We start from the raw sequence: 21,270 nt of genomic DNA, 5'->3' as shown, positions 1-21,270 counted from the left end.
GGCAAATGTTTCTAATTCTTCTCTATTCATTACTCTCTATCCTTAGCCTCAAAGGCTTTTATGATAGACAGTTACACAATTTTATCTACAGTCTCTCAAGTTCATTTACCGGCATTGTTTTAGAAGTGAATAAAAATGATTTTTTTTCCCCTATTCAAGCTCAAAACAAATTATCACTGATTGAACTATTCAAAAATATCAAAGGATTAAACCATAGTTTTGTCATTTTATTGCTATTATCATTTTCTATTGAAATATTTATGTTGATAAATCCATTATTCATTCAATATGTAACTGATGGCGTAACAAGCTCCAATAATATTAATAACTTATATGTTATTGTTGTTGGTTTTTTAATCCTTACATTTTGTCATACCTTTATTGAGTATATGAGAAGCCATTTTGTCGTTTATCTAACAAATAGAATGTCAGAATATTTTTCTGCTGGCGTCATGCATCATTTATTGAAAGTACCCTATAGTTATTTTGAACGACGTCACAAAGGGGATATATTATCCAGGTTTCATTCGATTAATGAGATACAAAGTAAAATAACCACTGATTCGATAAATACATTATTAGATGGATTTGTTATTATTTTAGCATTGGTTATTATGTTGATATACAGCGTAAAGCTTACATTAGCCGTATTATTTGCATTAACCATTTATACTGGTCTTAGAGTTCTGGCTTACCGACATCACAAAAAGCAAACCGAGTTATCAATCAACGAACATGCCCAAGTTAATTCAAAATTTTTAGAAATTGTTCAGAGCATTATGTCAATAAAGCTCTATTCCAAAGAGAAATCCATGTTTCAAGGATGGCAAAATCATTTTATCAAAGCAATGAATGCCGACATAAAAATTTCTCGAGTAAATATCCTCTATAATGTGGGCAATATTTTTGTATTTAATATTGAGCATATTTTGGTAATTGCCATTGGTGCAGTATTAGTGATGAAAAATCAGTTTTCAGTTGGTATGTTGATGGCATTTCTAGCATATCGACAAAGCCTGGTTAACAAATCATCTTCTTTTATTCAAAAAATATTCGATTATAAATTAATATCCGTACAATTAAATAGAGTAGCCGATATCCTGTTACAGCACACAGAGAATGATGATAAACCCAAGCAATTAACAACAAATATTTCTGGGGATATTAAGGCTAGTCACTTGAGCTATCGTTATGATGAAAATCAAAATTGGATATTAAAAGATATTTCTTTTCACATTAAACAAGGTGAAAAAGTTGCCATTACAGGACCATCTGGCGTTGGCAAAACAACTCTTTTAAAAATTCTTTTGGGCCTATTGTCTCCTTCTTCAGGTGAAATATTTATTGATGATTTTGCTCTATCCAGCATTAGGCTTAGTCATTATCGAAATATCTGTGCGACAGTCATGCAGGACGATACACTAATCAGTGGGTCTATCATTGATAATATAACATTTATGGATACCAACATTGATATGAGTAGAGTTTATGAAGTTTCAAAAATGGCTCAGATTCATCAGGATATCTTGAAAATGCCAATGAAGTACGAGACGCTGATTGGAGATTTAGGTAGCACCTTATCTGGCGGACAAAAACAACGAGTTTTAATCGCAAGAGCACTTTATAAGAATCCAAAGATTTTATTTTTGGATGAGGCAACCAGTCACCTTGATATTGAAACTGAGATTAAAATTAATGATGTTTTAAAAAGTCTGGATGTTACCCAGGTTATTATTGCCCATCGAGAAGAGTCAATAAAAATGGCTGACAGGATAATTCAAATTTCCTCTTAAAATCATATGTAGTAGTTCAAACTTGATCTGACAGTTGCCAGTTTTTCAGAAGTGTCTGTCAGGTCAAATTCAGCCTACAAATTTTTCCTTCCAGGCTTAAATCAGCAACCAGCTGTTTCAGGCGCTTGTTTTCATCTTCCAATTGACGCAGTTTCCTAAGCTCCGAGGCACCAAGCCCCCCATATTTCTTCTTCCATATATAAAATGTCGCTTCGCTGATGCCAAGCTTCCGACACACCTCCGATACGCTTGTGCCTAGCTCGACCTGCTTTAAACCAAATAATATTTGTTCTTCTGTAAATTTACTGCGTTTCATGGTAAATACCCCGTTTTTCATTAATTCATATTTTGCCAGATTCTCTAGTTTAAAGTGGATCTATTTATAGGGAGGAGATCAACTGTTTAAAATTAGGTAACGTTATCTGGTAAAAGTCCCTTCTCCCTTGAACATTCTATTAGCCACGGTACATCATCCATCACCAAAGGGACATTATTTAATTCTGAGATGTGATTGAGGTAATACGTCTCAGCTTCATAACAGTCGCTAATTGTGTCGCCTTTATCATGCCAGAAAAATCCATGTACGATTTCTTTAAAATTGGTCACCGATTCAGAATAACAGCTCAATGGAGTAACGTCTGTTTCAACAGCATTCGCTCCAAGCTCTTCTTGCAATTCTCTGCATATCGCCTGTAACGGATGTTCACCCTCCTCGACATGACCACCAAAACAGCAGACATATCCAGGGTAGGTTCGCCAATTATCAGGTCGTTTTTGCAACAGAATTCTTTTATCAAACGTCAGAATAATGCAACTGGTTAACTGTGGCCTGTCTCCGGCATTCTCAGGTTTGACAACTCGAATATTCCTGGTACCTTTTCTCCCCATCCTTTTGTATCCTATTTATAACCAGTATCTAAAGAGAAATTGAACATGGGTTTTTTTCCTTTTGAAATTATAGACCTAACCCATACGCTAAGTACTGAGACCCCAGGCTGGGACTTAGGATGTGGGTTTGAAATAAAAAATACGCTAAATTATGAAGATTGTGATACCGATATCAAATTTAAGGTTCAACATGTGTCATTACCTGCAGGCATAGGGACCCACATTGATGCGCCAGCACACTGTAACCCAGATAGGGATACCATTGAGCAGCTCAGTATCAATAACCATCACTTGATCGCGCAAGGCATTGTCATTGATGTCAGTACAAAATCACATGAGCAATACTTCATTTCCGCCGAAGATATTTTATCATTTGAAAAACAACATGAAAAAATACCTCAAAATAGCGTTGTACTTTTCTTTACCGGTTGGGAGCAATATTGGAATAACCCTCAGCAGTATCGTAATAACCTTCAGTTTCCATCGGTCAGCTCTGATGCTGCAGAGTTATTACTTGAACGTAGTATAGCGGCTCTAGGAATAGATACCCTTTCTCCTGATACGCCCAGCTCAGGATTTCCTGTTCATCACCTGTTTTTATCAAACGGTAAGTATCTTATCGAAAATGTCGCCAATGCGCATAAACTTCCCGCAACTGGAAGTTGGATTCTTACCTTACCCATTAAAATAAGCCAAGCCACTGAAGCCCCTGCTCGTATCATTGGAATGATACCCATTTAACATCTAAGAGATATCTCACATCATATTGAGCGAATCCGCTCTTTCAAAGGCATCTCATTTTGCTATCATGAAGTAACGAGGAGAAATTGAGACCCCACCAGGGATGGTGATAAACCGAAAGGATAGTGGATCTCAATTCTACCTCGACCAATTACCTACCCACAAATTCCTCCGATGCTATAATCTAATGAACCAACTTTTGCCCCAGAAAGGATAGATGATGAAAGATGAAACCAGAAATTAAAACTCAGCGAACTATTTTACGTTTAATAACCGAAGATGACTTAGGGCATGTTTTTAAAGTTTCAGCCACAATATAATACTTACTAAAGTTAGTGCTCCCAGAAACATGGCAGCAGTTTTATCATAACGTGTAGCAATTCTCCTAAAGCTTTTGACGCGATTAAAAAAACGCTCAACATAATTACGCTCTTTGTATATATGCGTATCATGCTCTATAAGTATGATGCGATTTTTTTTGGATGGGATGACAGGGGTGGTTCCTCTGTTTTTCAACGCCTCACGAAATTCATTGCTATCATAAGCCTTATCGGCTAATAAATACTCTGATAGCTCATCTCCCAGCAATTTCTTCGCTGTTTTAATCTCACTGTCTTGTCCAGGTGTTAAAACAAAACACAAAGGCAGTCCAAAAGAATCAACCTTTACATGGAAATAGTACTGGCGGCTCTTGTCATGAGATTATCTGGCTACAAGAGGAAATAGCATTAGAGCAAGGTATGCAATTGACATAGAAGTCAGGTTAGCAAATTATAGACGATTCATATAAATTTCATCGTATTAGAAGGTAATCTGATGTTAGATCTTGTACAACTGTGGGAAAACTCGGTAAATAGCCAAAACCCAACGTCAGAACTTCGCCCTCATTCAAATGATACTAAACAGGAAGCAATTAATTTCGATACCTACACCATCCAATCAAGTTTTGAGTTTAGCAAGTCTCCGCACATTATCTTTATAAAGCAGGTTTCCTCTTTGGAGCCTGCTGATTTTTATGATGATCTGCCTGAAGTAAACCTGACCAGGGAAGAGGAAAAGTCGCGTTTAAAAGTTGTTGAAGAACAACAGAATGAAAATCCACATTTTTATGACGGTAAACAAATGATTATTACCGGCGTAATGTACGATGAAAGTTCTAATATTCTTTATTTGGAAGCCAAGCGGGTTCCCTATTCTTTCATTGTAGCCTTATGTAATAAACAATTCCCTGAAAATAGCAGTCTTTATCAACTTAACGCCTTTAAAACAGGCGTTCTTGCGCCACTAGTAACCCGCAATGGAATGTCCATGCTATTACAAAGGACCTCGCTCGGACTCTATTCTGTTCCGGGTGGTTTTCTGGAAGCTCATAATACAGAAGAAAGACTTAATTTTTATGAGGATGAGGGTAAAAACCTGGTTACTGAAACAGCACTGACTGAATTAAAAGAAGAAATAGCCGGCATTAAGGGCAGCAATACCTTGCGTTTTGAATTTTCCAAGACAAAAATTACCTCTGTTTCATTTAGAAAAACAGAGGCCAATCCAGTTGGAACAGTTGAGTTTATTGCACCCTTCTACGCAGATTGCCACAGCAGCTATCTACAACATGTTTTCCTTACAAACCAGGCTGAGGATGCTCATGAACACACCACTCAATATGAATTACTCCCTTTAGATTCCCGTGACAGGGAGGTGCTTATTAAAAAATTATTGACCGACCCAGTTGCACTTCCCGGCAGAAGTCTGTATCTCCCGGTAGCAATAAGCTTAACCCGTTTTGAGAATGAAAGCACTAGCATGATAAGTTTGCCAAGGAGCATTCCCAATAGCCCCTCCATTGCCTGGCCTTTGAGCAGTTTTAAGATAACTCCCCAAAAACCATTGCCCAAACTTGAGGTAGAATCAAATGATGAGGTACAGGAAACAGGATTCAACCTAATCTCTTAATATTGTAAAAACCCCCGATTTACAATTGCTTGCTGAAATTTTGAAATGCCCGTTAGCGACAGATTCCATAAGTTGTTTCTGGTGATTGCTCCATATTACCGTATTTATCTGAAATCCGCGTAATGAAATTATTGTAGCTAATCAAAGTGAGAAACATAATGGGGGATTAAAAGTCTAGATAGTACTCTTGTCTCAGTTCTATGTTACAAAGTGGACGCCTCTTGAGATGCTTCAGGCTTCTTAACTTAATAAGCTTGCTCACCACACCTGCAGTCCGGCTTCCTGGAATATGCTGTTAGCTGGACAAGAAATACTACCTATGTTTACAAAATATGCTATTTTACTGCTAACCACAAGTGAACAAATGTTAAATTATAGAAAAGAGAATCCTGTTAATCAGAACATATCAGCCATTACCACCCCACTGACTACTGGCCAAAGACTTGCTCAAGCTTGGCAAGCACCGCATTGACCTGGAGAAGTTTCATTGCTTCTTCACCGTGAACATGGGTTCCCCAAGGATTGTTCTCTACTCTTTTTTTAAGGATAGTCTCAACAGCCTGGGGGTAACAATCAACTGCCAAATGCTTAAAGGTATAGGGGCCTGAAACCTCGGAACTGGTTACTGCATGCAACGCAATTACCGGTGTGTTAACCGCGGCAGCCATGTGCGAAGGACCTGTATCGGGGCATAATAAGGCTTGAGCCTGGCTTATTAGCGCCAGTAACTGCTTGGGCTTGGTTTTCCCCACCAAATCAAGACAGGGAACCTGCTTTAGAATAGCATCAGCCAGCTGCCTGTCATAAACACCAGGGCCACCAGTCAAAACCACCTGCACTTGCCAGCGTTTTTTCGCTTCGTTAATGACTTCCACATAACGTTCAATCAGCCAACTTCTTTCTGGTTTACTTGCTGCAGGGTTTACCAACAAAACAGGGCCTAGGGGCAAATGGGTACGTGCCCATTGATAGTCGGCGTCGCTAATTGGCAAATCCCAACGTAAATCCCTTTTTGGCAGATCCAGGGCCTGGGCAAATTTTAAAAACCCTTCCAGCGTGTGATCCTGCCCCGGTGTAATTGTCTCGTTAATAAACCAACCATGGCCATCCTTCGCCCGAAGTGGATCATAACCAATCTTACGTACTGCTCGAATAAAAGGGTACAGTAAATTAGCGCGAAAGCTTGCCTGAGATGCCAACAAGATATCAAAACAGCGTCCCTTCATACGCTGTCTAAATCGCCAATAGTCAACCAGGCTATTGGGCTTATTAATGACAACAAACTCAACACCTTCCATGCCCTCAACAAGTTCATAGGCGGGACGCGAGATAACCCAAGTCAGCGATGCATCAGGCAGATTGCTCTGTAGCGTACGGATAAGCGGCACAAGCATTAAAACATCACCTAATGCCGACAACCGTACAATGCAAATCGATTTAATCATCTTCTAAAACAAAACAGGAACTGCAGTAAGGACAAACCTCTGTTCCGGTTTTTTCAATAGGCAAGTAAACTTTTGGATGAGCATTCCACAGGATCATCTCATCAGTAGGGCAACTTAAGGGCAGATCACGGTGATGAACCACATAACTTCTTTGGGTACTGGCTGGTATTTTCTTACTTTCAGTATTTTCAGACATCGCTTTCCTCTAAAAATCTCAAGAATTTTTACATAAATAAAACTTAGCCTAGGTTCTGTGAACCAATTTTTTCGCAAAGCCTAAAGGGTTTATGGCAGCCGCTTTATCAATTTTTACCTGCATTATCCAATATTTCCTTAACAAGCGCCACGATTTCATTTTTGATTGTCTCTGATTGACAATCAAAGAAGAGTGCTTCCTGCCAGTTCCGAAGCCAGGTTAACTGCCTTTTAGCAAGTTGTCGAGTAGCAGCAATACCTTTAAGGGACAAGGTATCATAATCATAATCCCCCGCAAGGTAATTTATGACCTGGCGATAACCAACGCTGCGCATCGAGGGAGAGGTAGGCGGTAATTGCCACTTCTGCAGTAACTGAGCCACCTCGCCAACCAAATCATTCGCCAACATTTGCTTAAAGCGTATGGCGATTCGCTGATGCAACCAGGCTCTATCCTTGGGAAACAAAATTAAATTAATAAAATGATACCTGGCAGCTCCCTTTTGCTCCGACCAGAAGAATGATAAAGGTTTCCCGGTCAAATGAAACACCTCTAAAGCACGTTGAATACGCTGGGTATCATTCGGATGAATCCGTTGGGCAGACAGCGGGTCGATTTGTTTTAGCTGCTGGTGCAAATAAGACCATCCATGACGTGCTGCCTGCTGTAATAATTCAGCACGAATAGCATCATTAGCCTGGGGTAAGGGAGATAAGCCTTGTTGCAAGGCATTAAAATACATCATGGTTCCCCCTACCAACAAGGGGAATTTTCCGCGCTTGTAAATGGCCTCAACAAGCTCTACTGCATCCTCGCAAAATTGTGCCGCAGAGTAGCTTTCATTGGGGTCGAGAATATCAATTAAATGATGAGGTGCTTCTTTCAGTTCCTCAGGACTTGGTTTTGCTGTCCCGATATTCATCTCCCTATAAACCATTGCCGAATCTACACTAACCAGTTCAAAAGGGAATAATTTCAGCAATTCGCAAGCCATGGCTGTTTTACCTGAGGCTGTTGGTCCCATTAAACAGAAAATCGTTTTAGCCATTGAACAGATCCCGACAGAATTCGCTTGACAGGCATTTGCACCATTGAACGTCCTTGTTATGATAATCCAGAGTATAGATATAAGCCACTAATACTTCTTTTTCTTCCTGGAGCATATTTTTTAGATCAACTGTTTGATGCATGCTTAATAATTCCAGTATTTTCAAATTTGAATGGAAGGATTCCTGGAATACAGCCGCCAGGAAACGCCTCAGGTCCAAATGAGGAACCGCCACAGGTAAGGAGCGGATTAAAATTGCATTTTCAGCAACCCAACTATATTGAATACCCACCTGATTTAATACCTCTTTATGTCTGTCAACCATCTCAGGCGATTTTACTGAATAACTGATTGGGACCAGTAACGGGCGGCTGGCCAGTGGCATCGGTTGTTTGGCTAACATCGATTTTAGCCAGTGACATTGAACGTATGCCACATCTACTAAATAAGGCTTGCCTTTTAAAAATAATAAGGCAAAAGCATCATTCAAAGTTAGCCAGTGCTCGATGGTTTCAGGCAAGCTATCCTGCTGTGGTGATATAGTTGCAGAAGCAGGCTCGCAAAGTTGTAATGGAACCTTGTTTGAAATCGGAGAAGGCAAATATTCTTTTACCGTGGGAGCCTGTAGGATCTGTTGAATTTGAGAAGTGATGAAATCATGAACCAGACGAGGCTGCTGAAAACGGATTTCGTGTTTAGTAGGATGCACGTTCACATCAATCTCTTCGGGAGCAATTGTCAGGTACAATAAGCAAGCAGGGTATCGCCCTGGATAAAGAATGCTTTCATAGGCTTGTTTAACGGCATGACTCAACAACTTGTCTTTAACCATGCGATTGTTAACATAAATCCATTGTTTATCGTTCTGACTACGTTGATAATTGGCATTTGCCAGCCAACCCGTTAATTTTAATCCTGAATACGCTATATCAACCTCACTCGCCTGCTCGATAAAGGCTTTTCCCAGTACTTTGCGAATACGTGCGATTCTTGTTTCATGGCAAGAAGTCGCCGGTAATTTTAATAACTGTTTCCCATTGTGGCTGAGATTAATCGCGACTTGTAAGGCACTTAATGCAAAACGCCTGACCACTGCCTCTATTGCCTGAAACTCGACCCGTTCGCTTTTTAAAAATTTTTTCCTGATCGGCGCGTTAAAAAAAATATCGCGCACATCAACGGTTGTTCCCTGCGTTCTGGCACAGGGTTGCAAATGAATACCTTGCCCATCGGTAAACAATTGCATCGCATGATCCTGTCCGGCAGGCTTAGAGCTAATCGCTAAGCGTGAAACGGAAGCAATGCTTGCCAATGCCTCCCCCCGAAACCCCATACTGGAAATTGAGTATAAATCCTTAAGCTGACTGATCTTGCTCGTAGCATGTGCAGCAACCGCCAGAGGAAGATCATCTGCCACAATGCCAATACCATTATCACTAATCCTGATCTGGTTTAATCCGCCATAATTAATATCAATATTGATTGAATCTGCCCCGGCATCCAGCGCATTTTCCAATAGCTCTTTGACGATTGAAGCCGGTCGCTCAATGACTTCCCCTGCAGCAATCTGATTGGCTATGGCTGGCGGTAATTGTCGTATTCTCATGCCAGTGATGCGGGAATAACCAGTTTTTGTCCGACTGTTAATCGGCTATCCGGTAAATGATTAGCTGCTTGCAAGGCAGTAATGCTCACATTGTATTTAGCAGCAATTTGCGGCAAGGACTCGCCTTTGCGCACCAAATGAAGATTGCTACTTCCAGTCAAGGCTTCAATCTGAGTCCCATGGGGCGGGTAATCCCAAAAGTAACGCTTCAATCCATCAAAAATAGCCTGAGTTAGCTTTCCCTGATAAGCAGCACTGCTGAGGTTGCTTTCTTCTCGGGGATTGGAAATAAAGCCTGTTTCGATCAAAATAGAGGGAATATCCGGCGATTTTAATACCATAAAACGAGCTTGCTCAACCTTGCTGTTATGCAAATTGGTAATTTTATCCAAATGACGCAACACCCTTTCCCCCATATGTAAACTGGCTCCGATTGTAGCAGTTTGCGACAGATCAATTAACACAGTCCGTACCAGGCCATTCTGATCATCCAGCTCCGATAAATTAACCCCGCCAAGCTCAGAGTAGTTTTCTTTTTCAGCAAGCCAACGTGCCGCCTCACTGGTAGCGCCTGATTGTGATAAGGCAAAAACGGAGGCACCACTGGAGTGTCTATTGATGAATGCATCAGCATGAATCGAAATAAAAATATCGGCATTATTTTTTCTTGCCATTTTTAATCGCTCACGCAGTCCGATATAATAATCGCCATGGCGGGTCAAAACTGCCCTCATTCCGGGTTGCCTGTCAATGATAGCCTTTAATTTTTGAGCTATGGCCAGGGTGATATTTTTTTCCTGGTTGCGTCTTGGGCCTATGGCCCCTGGATCCTTACCGCCATGCCCTGGATCAAGGACCACAATAACATCTCGTAACGATTTTTTCGGGAGGTGCCGGACTGCGACAGGAGTTGTCATTGCTTTCTTCGCTACAGCTTTAGTCGTTGCAGCGGATTGTTGGGATGAAGCAGGCAAGTCCTCATTTACAGACAGGCCCAGTAAAAGCCGATGCTTTTTGGCAGAGTGCATGGGTTTTGTTTGTGTCATAACCGCCTGATCAACTTCAAATACTAACCGTAACGTGCCAGGACTCGGATAGCCACTACGAATGGATTTAATCAATTCTCGGCCTGGATTGACTTGACTTAAATTAACGGTTAAATCCGTTCCCTCAAAATCAATCACAACCCGATTGGGATTGGTAAGCGTAAACACCCGATGAGTTACGGCCTTATCGAGGGTAAACAGCACTGACGGCGTACCTGCTTGCTGTTTCACTTCGACTGATAGTAACTTTGCCGCCATTACTATGGAACATCCTGCCATTAACAAACAAAATGCAAACGCTTTTATATTCATTGGTTACCTGCAAGGCATGACAAAATTTCTTCACCCGCCGGACTTGATGCTTGCACAGTCAACAACCGTCCGTCCCCATTGAGAGTGAGCTCAAAATGGATATCCACTTGCTCCAGGCTCTGGCCAGCTTTTTCTGGCCATTCAATACAGCAAACAGCGTCTTCATTAAAATAGTCTCTAAAGCCAATATACTCCAGCTCAGCTTCATCGTGAATACGGTAAAGATCAAAATGATGAATTTGCAGATGATTACATTGATAACTTTCGATAAGGGAAAATGTGGGACTTTTAATGGCTGTTGTTACTCCCAGCGCTCTTAACATTGCCCTGATAAGGGTGGTTTTCCCTGAACCAATTTCACCACTGAAGGCCAGAATCAATGGCGAAAACAAACAGCCAGCCAAGCGGTAAGCAAGTGATTCACTGCTGGCTTCATCTGCTAATCCGATCTGAATCATCATTAGTTCACCTGAAAATTGACCTGGTGACGCAACTGCGGCATTAGGTCACTGGCTAATAAGCCACGCTCTCCTGCCGCAGCCGCAGCATCACCCGCCTTGGCATGGAGCCATACTCCCAGTTTAGTGGCATCAGGAAGTGACAACCCCTGGGCCAAAAGGCCAGCAATGACCCCGCTTAAAACATCTCCCATCCCCGCACTTGCCATGCCAGGATTACCTGCATCACATAGATAAACCTTGGTTTCCTCAGTACAGACCAGTGTCCCCACACCCTTAAGAACAATATTTCCTCCATAATGATTCTGCAATGAAATAGCAGTCTGATACCTGTCCTTCTGGATATCTGTAGTTGAACAATTCAGCAGGCAAGCTGCTTCACCAGGATGCGGTGTCAAGATCCAGTTATCATCCTGTTGTGGGTTTTTTGCTAAAATACGTAAGGCAGAGGCATCAATTACAATCGGCAGCTGGGAAGCAATTGCTTTACTGAATAAGGCAGTTGCCCATTCATCATCCCCAAGACCAGGCCCAAGAACACAAACACTTGCTTTCGCAATCAACGGTGCGAGCTGGTCAACTTCTTCAATACCATAAATAATCGCTTCTGGCAGTGCAGGCAAAACATGCCCGGCATGTTCCGGCCTTGTAGCAATAGTTACCAGGCCAGCTCCAACCCTTAACGCAGCCTGGGCAGCCAAATAAACCGCACCAGGCATCCCATGACCACCACCGATAACCAGAACATGGCCAAACTGCCCCTTATGAGAATTTTTTAATCGCCGGGGCAGTAACATTCGACGTAGATTTTCATCCAATAGATAAGCTGCGGGGGAAATCGATGCTACACAGCCATCAAGTTGCAAACTACAACAAACCACATTGCCAGAATAATCAGGACCATCCAATGTCATAAGCCCTAACTTGTGAGCGATGAAGGTTACTGTTGCAGCGGCATGAACACAGCATCCCATTACCTGCCCTGTGTCAGCATTTAAACCGGAAGGCACATCAAGCGCCAGAACAGGCAGGCCACTGTCATTCATCTGGCTAATTGCTGATACCAATGGTCCACGAACCGCTCCAAGCATACCGATTCCCAACAGGGCATCTACAATCAATTCTGCTTCGGAATCAATGGGCTCATCCAAGTCCTGGCAGTCAACTCCTGCTGCAATAGCCGCTAAAGCTGCATGACGAGCCGCTGGTGGCAGATCGTCAGCAGCTTTATATTGATTAACGACGACAGTATAACCCTTCTCATGGGCAAGCCGGGCAAGAACATAACCATCGCCAGCATTATTCCCCCCGCCACAGAAGATAACGATGTTTCGTATAGCAGGGTATAATTTAATGAGGCTGGAAAATGCCTCCGAGCCAGCACGTTCCATTAACTCTTCTTCAGATAATCCTAAATCATTGAGGGCCAACTGTTCACAGAGACGAATCTGTCTGGCTTGATAAAGAGGAATCTTTTCAATCGTCATCGCCTCACTTCTCCATTCCAGTAAACCGGATTTTTATTCTTTATCCTTTTTCACCAGAGTTAATGCCGGTTTGCGTCCTTTTGTTTCTTTTTCTGATTTAGATGGGAGCGGCGGTTCGGCATGGCCATCTTCTCCAAATTCCATTCCCTGCCCATTTTCCTTCGCGTAAATAGCCAGAACTGCTTGCGGCGCAATAAAGATCTGATGGCTTTGTCCAGAAAAACGAGCGGTAAATACTATTCTGTCATTCTCAAGATGCAAGCCACGACATGCCTTCGGCGAAATATTTAATATTATTCGTCCAGCAGCAATATGTTGCTGGGGAACCTGTACACCTGGATAATCAGCATTCACCAGAACATAAGGTGTTAAATCATTATCAACAATCCAATCGTAGATAGCTCTGATAAGGTAAGGCTTGTTAGAAGTCATATTCATCATTAGGCTGCTCTTAATTGTCTCTCTATATCACTTAAACTCGTCTGAAAGGAATCTCGCTTAAACAGGCGCTGCATATAGGCATGCAAGCTTTTAGCCTTCGCGGGAATTTCTATGCCCAGCTGGGGAAGACGCCATAGCAAGGGAGCAAGAGCACAATCAAGCAAAGAGAATTCATCACATAGAAAATAGGGCTTGTCAGCAAATACAGGCTCAAGACTTACCAGACTTTCCAGTAAGTACTGACGAGACTGCTCGACTTCATTGCCGGCGTTGATATTTTGTAATAAACAATACCAGTCTCTTTCAATACGGTACATCATTTTACGTGCTTCGGCTCGAGCAACTGGGTATACAGGCAACAATGGTGGGTGGGGGAAGCGCTCATCCAAATATTCCATAATGATGCGCGCTTCATAAAGAACCAGTTCTCTGTCTAGAAGTGTAGGCACTGTCCCATAGGGATTGATTGCAAATAAATCGCTGGGGACGTCTTCTTGTTTGGCATGCAGTATTTCTACATTGACCCCTTTTTCGGCCAAAACTATCCGTACCTGATGACTATAAACGTCATCATTATCAGAATACAAAGACATTATCGTGCGTTTTGCAACAATAGCCATCAGCAACTCCTCGTCAATTGTTAACTCACATACAAGTATGCAAAAGGCACCATTTTAGCATAAATTTATCCTTGTGATGCCAATAACCAGACATTTTTCTCTTGAGTCAGATTAACAGAAATCCAACAGTACCCAGGATTATAATCGGCCGGGTTAATGAATATTTTTCCAGTAAGTCCTTTTAAGTAAATAAGCGAGCAGCCAGAAGACGCTTAAAAATAAGATTACTATAATTCCGATGCGATAACGCACCAACTGAACAGGCTCTGCCACATAGCTAAGAAAAGTTACCAAATCTTCCACGGTACTATTGAATTCCCGTTGGTTCATTTCTCCTGGCGCCACCAGAACCAAATGAGAAATTGCTGACTCTGTATCACCTTTTACTGCCGCCACACGACCAATAAGCGGTTCCAGGACATTGGGCATCGCCACATCAGGAACCAGCAGATTATTGGTGCCAAAGGGTTTACTATCATCCGCGTAGAAGCTCTTCAGATAAGTGTAAATCCAGGAAGCTCCACGTTCTCGGGCTGTCAAAGACAAATCCGGCGGCATGATGCCAAACCATTGCCTGGCATCAATAGCGGGCATGCTAATTTCAATTGGATCATGAATTTTTGCAGTGGTAAAAATCAGATTATTAAACAGCAAGTCTGTATCTATTTCACCAGTAAAGGTTGTCAAGCCCAAATCTTTTGCCATTGTGTTATAACGCATATATTTCAAGGAATGACAGCCTGAGCAATAATTCATAAATATTTTCGCACCCCGCTGTAATTTGCTCTGGTCACTGACATCAATATTGACAGGCAGCAATTTGGCAACCGATGCAGCATGGATCAATGAACTAATGACCAAACTGATAAGGCAGGCAATAACCTGTTTTTTATTCATTTTGCTATCCTCTCAGGCGCTTCTTTATGCTGTTCATAACGTGTATAGACAGGCATCAGCAGAAAGTAGGCAAAGTAAATTGCTGTAAAAATCCGCGCTAAATATTGCTTGAAAGGAGTCATGATAACTGTGCCCAGGTACCCGAGGAGAAAAAAGCTGATAACAAAAGCAGCCAGTGCATATTTTGAGTAATATCCCTTATAACGCATTGAGCGTACTGGACTCTTGTCTAACCAGGGAATAAAGAACAGGATTGCGATCGAGGCTCCCATGACAATCACGCCAAATAATTTATCAGGTATCGCTCTTAGCATGGCGTAAAACGGAGTCAGGTACCATACAGGAGCAATGTGCTCAGGTGTTACCATTGGATTTGCAGGAACAAAATTGGCATGTTCTAAAAAATACCCCCCCATCTCAGGCATAAAAAAGACCACAGCAAAAAAAAGAATTAAAAAAACGATAATTCCTACAAAATCTTTTACCGTAAAATAAGGGTGAAAGGGAATACCATCCAGAGGTTTCCCATGGGCATCAAGGTGTTTCTTAATTTCCACTCCCTGAGGATTGTTAGAACCCACCCTGTGCAATGCAACAATATGCAGGAAAACCAGCAACAACAGGAGCAGAGGCACCCCTATCACATGCAATGCAAAAAAACGCTGTAATGTAGCATTCGCAACATTATAGTCACCGCGCAGCCAGGTAGCTACATCCTCTCCTACATAGGGTATTGCTCCAAAAAGTGAAGTGATAACCTGCGCCCCCCAATAAGACATTTGTCCCCAAGGAAGCAGATAACCGAAAAAAGCTTCAGCCATTAAAAGGAGGAAGAGAACCATTCCCAAAATCCAGATAAGCTCTCTGGGCTTTTGGTAAGAGCCATACAATAACCCTCTGAACATATGCAGATAAATTACAATAAAAAATGCAGAAGCTCCGGTAGAGTGCATATAGCGCAATAACCAACCATAGTTGACATCACGCATAATGTATTCTACCGAGTTAAACGCCTCCCCTGCAGTTGGGGTATAAAACATAGTCAGCCATAAACCCGTTACTAACTGGTTTATCAATACCACCATTGCCAGAGAGCCAAAATAATAATAGAAATTAAGATTCTTGGGCGCATAATACTCGCCGATATGCTCTTTCCAGGTGCTAATCAGGGGAAAACGCGAATCCAGCCAATTAATTAATCCCTTCATTGCCAATTATCCTTGCTTTTTATCTTCGCCAATTACAATTACTTGCTCGCTAAGGAAATAATGAGGTGGAACTTCCAGATTAATAGGAGCAGGAACACCTTTAAAGACCCGACCCGCCAGATCGAAAGTGGAACCATGACAGGGGCAATAAAAACCGCCTGGCCAGTCGGGACCAAGTTCGTTCTCTTCTGGAGTATATTTGGGTGAACACCCCAAATGAGTACAAATTCCTACCAATACCAGATACTCAGGATTTATCGACCGATATTTATTTTGGGCATAGACAGGTTGCTGCTCTACCAAAGATTGAGGATCACGCAACTGATCATCATAATCGCTTAAATGCTGCAGCATTTCCTGGGTGCGTCTAATTATCCAAACGGGCTTTCCTCGCCACTCCACTGTAACCTGTTGTCCTGGCTCCATCTTACTCAAGTCAACCTGCACTGGTGCCCCGGCTGCCTGAGCTTTGGCACTGGGCAGCCACGAAGAAATAAAAGGAGTCAACGCACAGGCAACGCCTACACCTCCCAGAACACCTGTAGTCGCCAATAAAAATTTGCGCCTTTGCTCGTCAATTGCTTCTTCTGCAGGGTTATCATTTTGAGTAGGTTCACTATCATCAATCACGTTTATGCATCCTGTTTTTTATTCCCTAATTCTGTTTTACTTAACCATAAGAAAAGAAAACGTTAAATGCAGTTATAACAAAGAATTACACATTTGAAAATGACAGATTACCACCTGCATCGAGCAAAATCATTATTTAGATCATATAACCTCTGGATATGAGTCATATAACACCTATTTTATTAGGTTTCTTTAATATGAATCAGAAGGAGAAAATATAATCCGGAAAAATTGCTTATATAGCGGGGAAATAAAAATCCCCGCTGAATGCGGGGATTGGAAACAGGAATTAACGTTTGGAGTACTGAGTAGCACGACGTGCTTTGTGTAAACCAACTTTCTTTCTTTCTACACGTCTTGAATCGCGGGTCAATAAACCGCGAGAACGTAATTTTCTACGATAAGAGTTAGGATTAGGTTCAGCATTTTCCGCTAAATCCACTTCATCATAAGCAACCAACGCACGAGAAATACCTAAACGCACAGCGCCTGCCTGACCAGAAATTCCGCCACCGACTACAGTGGCATAGATATCAAATTTCCCCATCACATCGACAGTTTCTAAAGGCTGACGAACTATCATGCATGAAGTTTCACGGCCGAAATATTCTTCAAGCGAACGATTATTAACTTTAATTTCACCTTTTCCTGGGCGCAAGAAAACTCTAGCTGTTGAACTTTTTCTGCGGCCAGTACCATAGTACTGCTGTCTCTCAGCCATAATACTTATTCCTCAATCTCTAATTGCTTGGGTTGCTGTGCTGTATGCGGATGCTCATTACCAGCATATACCTTCAGCTTACGATACATTTCCCTACCTAAAGGATTCTTGGGAAGCATTCCTTTTACTGCCAACTCAATAATCCGTATCGGATTTTTTTTCTGCAGCTTGTCAAAAGAAGTTTCCTTAATCCCACCAGGAAATCCAGAATGGTGGTAATACATCTTCTCTTTAAATTTACGGCCAGTTACAGTTACCTTTTCCGCATTGGTTACAATGATATAATCACCTGTATCGACATGGGGGGTATATTCAGCCTTATGTTTACCACGTAAGCGACGGGCTATCTCGGTAGCAAGACGCCCTAAAACCTTATCACTAGCATCGATCACATACCAGTCACGCTTGACTTCATGTGCCTTGGCGCTAAATGTTTTCATTAAATTAACTCCGTACCGCCTTATTGGCAATCTTTCAATCATGGAGGGCGATTTTAACTAAAACTCTGATAACCTACAAGTATAAATGCAATAAATTCTTGCAAGTTTTGTCAAATTTTACTTGTCAATTTGATTTACCAACAAATAAGATGTCAATTTCGACACAATAACGGCTGCAATTAAAACTACGGTTGGTGGGTAATTACTAGTTTTAATCGCACCCCACTCTTGACGGAAGCAGGCGACAAATGCTTAATCCGGAATAAGTAAGCGTTCAACCCGGCCACCAGTCATTAAATGGCACTCGATAATTTCATCAATATCATCCTGGGTTGCATAGCTATACCAAACGCCTTCAGGATAAATAACCATACATGGCCCCACGCTGCACCGCCCAAGGCAGCCGGATTTACTGACTCTTATTTTGCCAGGACCGTGTAAGTCAAGTTCCAGTAATTTCATCTTCATATAGGAAAAAAACGGTTCGCCACCGGTTAAAGCACAACATTGCTTGCCCGCAACCTTCTGATTAGTGCATAGGAACACATGCTTGGCATAATGATTCAACGAATTAATTTCCCCGCTGTTCAATCTTTGTTTTTAGCTTAAGACCCGGCTTGAAAGTAACCACACGACGAGCTACAACCGGAATTTCTTCGCCTGTTTTAGGGTTTCTTCCCGGGCGTTGAGGCTTGTCACGCAAAGTAAAATTGCCAAAACCCGATAACTTGACATTCTGGCCATTTTCCAAAGCGTCCTTTAATGTTTCATAAAACTGCTCAACCATTTCCTTGGCATCCGACTTAGCCAAATTTAGTTCGTTACATAAAGTTTCTGCAATCATTGCTTTACTTAGCGCGTTCACGGTTAGTCCCTCAATATAATGGCAAATTCTTCATTAAGTTTTTTGATTATAGCATTGATTATCGAATTAATCTCTGTATCAACCATAGTGCGTTTATCATCTTGTAAAGTCAATGCAATCGCCAGACTCTTTTTTCCCTCAGGAATCGTTTCCCCGGTATAAACATCAAATATATCAAATGATTTCAAATAGTTGCTCTCGACAACCTGCTGTACTATCGCTTCAATTTCTGTTGCATTTACTTCGTTATCGACCAAAAATGACAAATCCCGACGGATTTGAGGAAACTTTGAAATTTGCTGATACCGTGGAGGGATGTCATTAACAAGAGGTTGTAACCGAAGCTCGAAAAGCATTACTTCATCATGGATTTCCAGGGCATCTGCCATTCTGGGGTGCAACACACCACACCAACCTGCTGTTTGGCCTGCGATGGTAATACAGGCTGATTTTCCCGGATGCAGGGCAGGGTGCTCAGCGGCAGCAAAACGAACCTCAGACAGCTTCAATAAGGCAAAAAGTGCCTGCAAATCACCTTTTAAATCATAAAAATCAAACTTGCCTTGTCTTTCACTCCAATTAAGCGTGCCATAATCTCCTGTTAATAGCCCTGCTACGCAAGGATGCTCCGTTAATTCACCTTTATCCAATTCAAATATCACCCCATGCTCAAAAATTTTGATCGCTGTTTGTTGACGATGACTATTGTAAATCATCGAGGCGAGCAAGCCTGGCCACATGCCTACCCGCATTTGCGATAACTCTGAAGAAATGGGATTAAGTAGCTGTATGGCCTGAGCATTGGGATATAGGGCCTGTTGTAATTCAGGGTCTACAAAGCTATAACTGATTGTTTCATGATAGCCTCGGGAAGCAAATAATTGTGAAATACAGGTTGCCAGGGACTCTAGCGGGTTGATGGTTCCCGCCTGAATTTCAGATGCCACCTTGTCGCCGGGAAGTTTATCATAACCATACAGGCGTGCTATTTCCTCAATTAAATCCACATCGAGATGAATATCAAAACGATGTGAAGGAACACCAACCTTCCAGATCCCATCATTTCGGCCAACTTGCATGCCTAGCCCTTCCAACATGGCAAGCATCCTTTCCTCGGTAATTGCTAACCCAGTTAACTGCCTTACCTTGGCAGGATTGAAAAGAACCGATTTCTTCGCGGGTAATTTCTCTGGTTTGCTGCTCAAGGAAACAGGGCCTGCTGCACCGCCGACAATTTCAAGTAATAATGTTGTGGCCCGTTCCAACGCCAAGACCTGTAAATCCGGGTCAACACCTCGCTCGAAACGTTGTGAAGATTCAGTAAAAAGCCCATAGCTCCTTGCTATTCCAGCTATCATCGTTGGATTAAAAAAGGCGCTTTCAAGGAATATATCCACGGTATTATCCTGAACAGCACTCAACTCCCCCCCCATAACTCCAGCCATGGCCAGTGGCTTCCTGTCATCGGCAATAACTAACACCTTATTGTTTAAGCTCACTTGCTGGCCATCAAGCAATTCAAGCGTCTCGTTCGCATTAGCGAAGCGAACCCTGATGTCCCCTTCAAGAGCCGCCAAGTCAAAGGCATGCATAGGCTGACCCAGTTCAAGCATCACATAGTTAGTGATATCAACTACCGGATGTATAGGGCGAACACCAGCACGCCGCAGGCGTTCAGCCATCCACACCGGGGTTGATGCTTCAGGATTAATATTACGAATAATTCGCCCAGCGTACTGCGGGCAGGCATCCGGCACTTGCAATTCAACACGGATTTTTTCATCGGTGGCTGGCTGAACAGCCTCTTTAGGCTTCTCTTTAAGAGGGACTTGCGTAAGAGCAGCAACTTCCCTGGCAATGCCAAGCATACTAAAGCAATCTGCACGGTTGGGGGTCAGGTCAATGTCAAATACCCGATCATTTAAGGTGAGGTAAGTTTTTAACGCCGCTCCGAGAGGGGCATCTGCTTCCAGCTCCATAATGCCATCAGAAGTTTCAACCAAACCCAGTTCAGACGCTGAACATAACATTCCCTGAGACATTTCTCCGCGCAGCATTGTTTCCTTTATTACCAGACCACCAGGCAGCGTTGCTCCGATCGGAGCAAGGGCTACCTTAAGACCGGCACGCACATTCCTTGCACCACAAACAACCTGGATAAATTTCCCGGCACCTGTATTCACTTCACATAACGTCAACTTATCAGCTTGAGGATGTGGCGAGGTACTCATGACTTGAGCCACGATGACGCCATTGAATTCACCAGCGACAGGATTTATCGCATCCACTTCCAACCCCGCCATGGTTAAAAGAGCCGCCAACTGCTCACTGTCCAAAGAAGGATTCGCCCACTCACGCAACCATAATTCACTAACTTTCATGTAATACCCGTCAATATCAGGAAACCACTGCCAACTTAACTATCCTGCTTACCAATCACCTTCAAGCCTTGCCAGCAATAACAAACTATCCGCGCTT

21 protein-coding genes and 2 pseudogenes are annotated in these 21,270 nt (G+C 42.3%); 3 read left to right on the top strand and 20 right to left on the bottom strand.

The window, feature by feature from the left end:
* Positions 1-1,793, top strand: a 1,793-nt coding sequence (locus E1O65_RS05100; protein WP_133132511.1) for a peptidase domain-containing ABC transporter, incomplete at its 5' end; no start/stop codon positions are given.
* A gap of 88 nt (positions 1,794-1,881) precedes the next feature.
* Here the strand turns inward: E1O65_RS05100 and E1O65_RS05095 are convergent.
* A pseudogene (locus E1O65_RS05095) lies at positions 1,882-2,109 on the bottom strand (transposase); the annotation flags it as partial.
* Positions 2,110-2,201: 92 nt separating this feature from the next.
* Positions 2,202-2,681: an NUDIX hydrolase gene (locus E1O65_RS05090; protein ID WP_133132510.1), complete on the bottom strand. Its 480-nt coding sequence runs from the start codon at positions 2,679-2,681 to the stop codon at positions 2,202-2,204.
* Positions 2,682-2,726: 45 nt separating this feature from the next.
* Between E1O65_RS05090 and E1O65_RS05085 the strand changes: the two genes are divergently transcribed.
* Positions 2,727-3,422, top strand: a complete 696-nt coding sequence (locus E1O65_RS05085; RefSeq protein ID WP_133132509.1) for a cyclase family protein — start codon at positions 2,727-2,729, stop codon at positions 3,420-3,422.
* Positions 3,423-3,719: 297 nt separating this feature from the next.
* Here the strand turns inward: E1O65_RS05085 and E1O65_RS05080 are convergent.
* Positions 3,720-4,106, bottom strand: a pseudogene (locus E1O65_RS05080) (IS5 family transposase); the annotation flags it as partial.
* 132 nt (positions 4,107-4,238) lie between these two features.
* On the opposite strand from E1O65_RS05080, the gene E1O65_RS05075 reads away from it, so the two are divergent.
* Positions 4,239-5,372, top strand: a complete 1,134-nt coding sequence (locus E1O65_RS05075; protein ID WP_133132507.1) for an NUDIX hydrolase — start codon at positions 4,239-4,241, stop codon at positions 5,370-5,372.
* Positions 5,373-5,800: 428 nt separating this feature from the next.
* Here the strand turns inward: E1O65_RS05075 and E1O65_RS05070 are convergent, their stop codons facing one another.
* The 17 genes from E1O65_RS05070 to pheT form a co-directional block, all read right to left on the bottom strand.
* Positions 5,801-6,817, bottom strand: coding sequence for a glycosyltransferase family 9 protein (locus tag E1O65_RS05070; RefSeq protein WP_133132506.1), 1,017 nt, complete (start codon positions 6,815-6,817; stop codon positions 5,801-5,803).
* Positions 6,810-7,013: a zinc-finger domain-containing protein gene (locus E1O65_RS05065; protein WP_133132505.1), complete on the bottom strand. Its 204-nt coding sequence runs from the start codon at positions 7,011-7,013 to the stop codon at positions 6,810-6,812. The genes E1O65_RS05070 and E1O65_RS05065 overlap by 8 nt, the downstream gene beginning before the upstream one ends.
* Positions 7,014-7,119: 106 nt before the next feature.
* Entirely contained in the window at positions 7,120-8,061 is a 942-nt protein-coding gene (miaA, locus tag E1O65_RS05060) for a tRNA (adenosine(37)-N6)-dimethylallyltransferase MiaA (protein WP_133132504.1), read from the bottom strand.
* Positions 8,054-9,667: a DNA mismatch repair endonuclease MutL gene (mutL, locus tag E1O65_RS05055; RefSeq protein ID WP_133132503.1), complete on the bottom strand. Its 1,614-nt coding sequence runs from the start codon at positions 9,665-9,667 to the stop codon at positions 8,054-8,056. The genes miaA and mutL overlap by 8 nt, the downstream gene beginning before the upstream one ends.
* A complete protein-coding gene (locus E1O65_RS05050; protein WP_165474906.1) occupies positions 9,664-11,025 on the bottom strand; it encodes an N-acetylmuramoyl-L-alanine amidase in 1,362 nt (453 codons plus the stop codon). The genes mutL and E1O65_RS05050 overlap by 4 nt, the downstream gene beginning before the upstream one ends.
* The gene (tsaE, locus tag E1O65_RS05045; protein ID WP_133132520.1) at positions 11,022-11,483 is read right to left on the bottom strand and encodes a tRNA (adenosine(37)-N6)-threonylcarbamoyltransferase complex ATPase subunit type 1 TsaE; all 462 of its coding nucleotides are present in this window, start codon (positions 11,481-11,483) and stop codon (positions 11,022-11,024) included. Before tsaE ends, E1O65_RS05050 begins: the two co-directional genes overlap by 4 nt.
* 2 nt (positions 11,484-11,485) lie before the next feature.
* Positions 11,486-12,970: an NAD(P)H-hydrate dehydratase gene (locus E1O65_RS05040; protein ID WP_133132502.1), complete on the bottom strand. Its 1,485-nt coding sequence runs from the start codon at positions 12,968-12,970 to the stop codon at positions 11,486-11,488.
* A 33-nt stretch (positions 12,971-13,003) separates the two neighbouring features.
* Positions 13,004-13,408 (bottom strand): ClpXP protease specificity-enhancing factor, encoded by a 405-nt coding sequence (locus tag E1O65_RS05035; RefSeq protein ID WP_133132519.1) that lies wholly within the window; start codon positions 13,406-13,408, stop codon positions 13,004-13,006.
* Between the two features lie 2 nt (positions 13,409-13,410).
* Positions 13,411-14,031 (bottom strand): stringent starvation protein SspA, encoded by a 621-nt coding sequence (sspA, locus tag E1O65_RS05030; protein ID WP_133132501.1) that lies wholly within the window; start codon positions 14,029-14,031, stop codon positions 13,411-13,413.
* Positions 14,032-14,184: 153 nt separating this feature from the next.
* Entirely contained in the window at positions 14,185-14,928 is a 744-nt protein-coding gene (locus E1O65_RS05025; protein ID WP_133132500.1) for a cytochrome c1, read from the bottom strand.
* Positions 14,925-16,136, bottom strand: a complete 1,212-nt coding sequence (locus tag E1O65_RS05020; RefSeq protein ID WP_133132499.1) for a cytochrome b N-terminal domain-containing protein — start codon at positions 16,134-16,136, stop codon at positions 14,925-14,927. The genes E1O65_RS05025 and E1O65_RS05020 overlap by 4 nt, the downstream gene beginning before the upstream one ends.
* 6 nt (positions 16,137-16,142) lie before the next feature.
* On the bottom strand, positions 16,143-16,766 hold the full coding sequence (petA, locus tag E1O65_RS05015) for a ubiquinol-cytochrome c reductase iron-sulfur subunit (protein WP_133132498.1): 624 nt from the start codon (positions 16,764-16,766) through the stop codon (positions 16,143-16,145).
* 289 nt (positions 16,767-17,055) lie between these two features.
* Positions 17,056-17,487: a 30S ribosomal protein S9 gene (rpsI, locus tag E1O65_RS05010; RefSeq protein ID WP_133132497.1), complete on the bottom strand. Its 432-nt coding sequence runs from the start codon at positions 17,485-17,487 to the stop codon at positions 17,056-17,058.
* Positions 17,488-17,492: 5 nt separating this feature from the next.
* Positions 17,493-17,927, bottom strand: a complete 435-nt coding sequence (gene rplM / locus E1O65_RS05005) for a 50S ribosomal protein L13 (protein ID WP_133132496.1) — start codon at positions 17,925-17,927, stop codon at positions 17,493-17,495.
* A gap of 252 nt (positions 17,928-18,179) precedes the next feature.
* On the bottom strand, positions 18,180-18,494 hold the full coding sequence (locus E1O65_RS05000) for a (2Fe-2S) ferredoxin domain-containing protein (protein ID WP_133132495.1): 315 nt from the start codon (positions 18,492-18,494) through the stop codon (positions 18,180-18,182).
* Positions 18,495-18,498: 4 nt separating this feature from the next.
* Positions 18,499-18,792: an integration host factor subunit alpha gene (locus E1O65_RS04995; protein ID WP_133132494.1), complete on the bottom strand. Its 294-nt coding sequence runs from the start codon at positions 18,790-18,792 to the stop codon at positions 18,499-18,501.
* 2 nt (positions 18,793-18,794) lie between these two features.
* Positions 18,795-21,173 (bottom strand): phenylalanine--tRNA ligase subunit beta, encoded by a 2,379-nt coding sequence (pheT, locus tag E1O65_RS04990; protein WP_133132493.1) that lies wholly within the window; start codon positions 21,171-21,173, stop codon positions 18,795-18,797.
* Between the last annotated feature and the right edge of the window lie 97 nt (positions 21,174-21,270).

Origin of the sequence: Legionella sp. W10-070 (assembly GCF_900640175.1) — a bacterium.
Classification (GTDB): Bacteria; Pseudomonadota; Gammaproteobacteria; order Legionellales; family Legionellaceae; genus Tatlockia.
The sequence above is the reverse complement of the archived record's forward strand: the minus strand, read 5'-3'. Positions and strand labels throughout refer to the sequence as shown.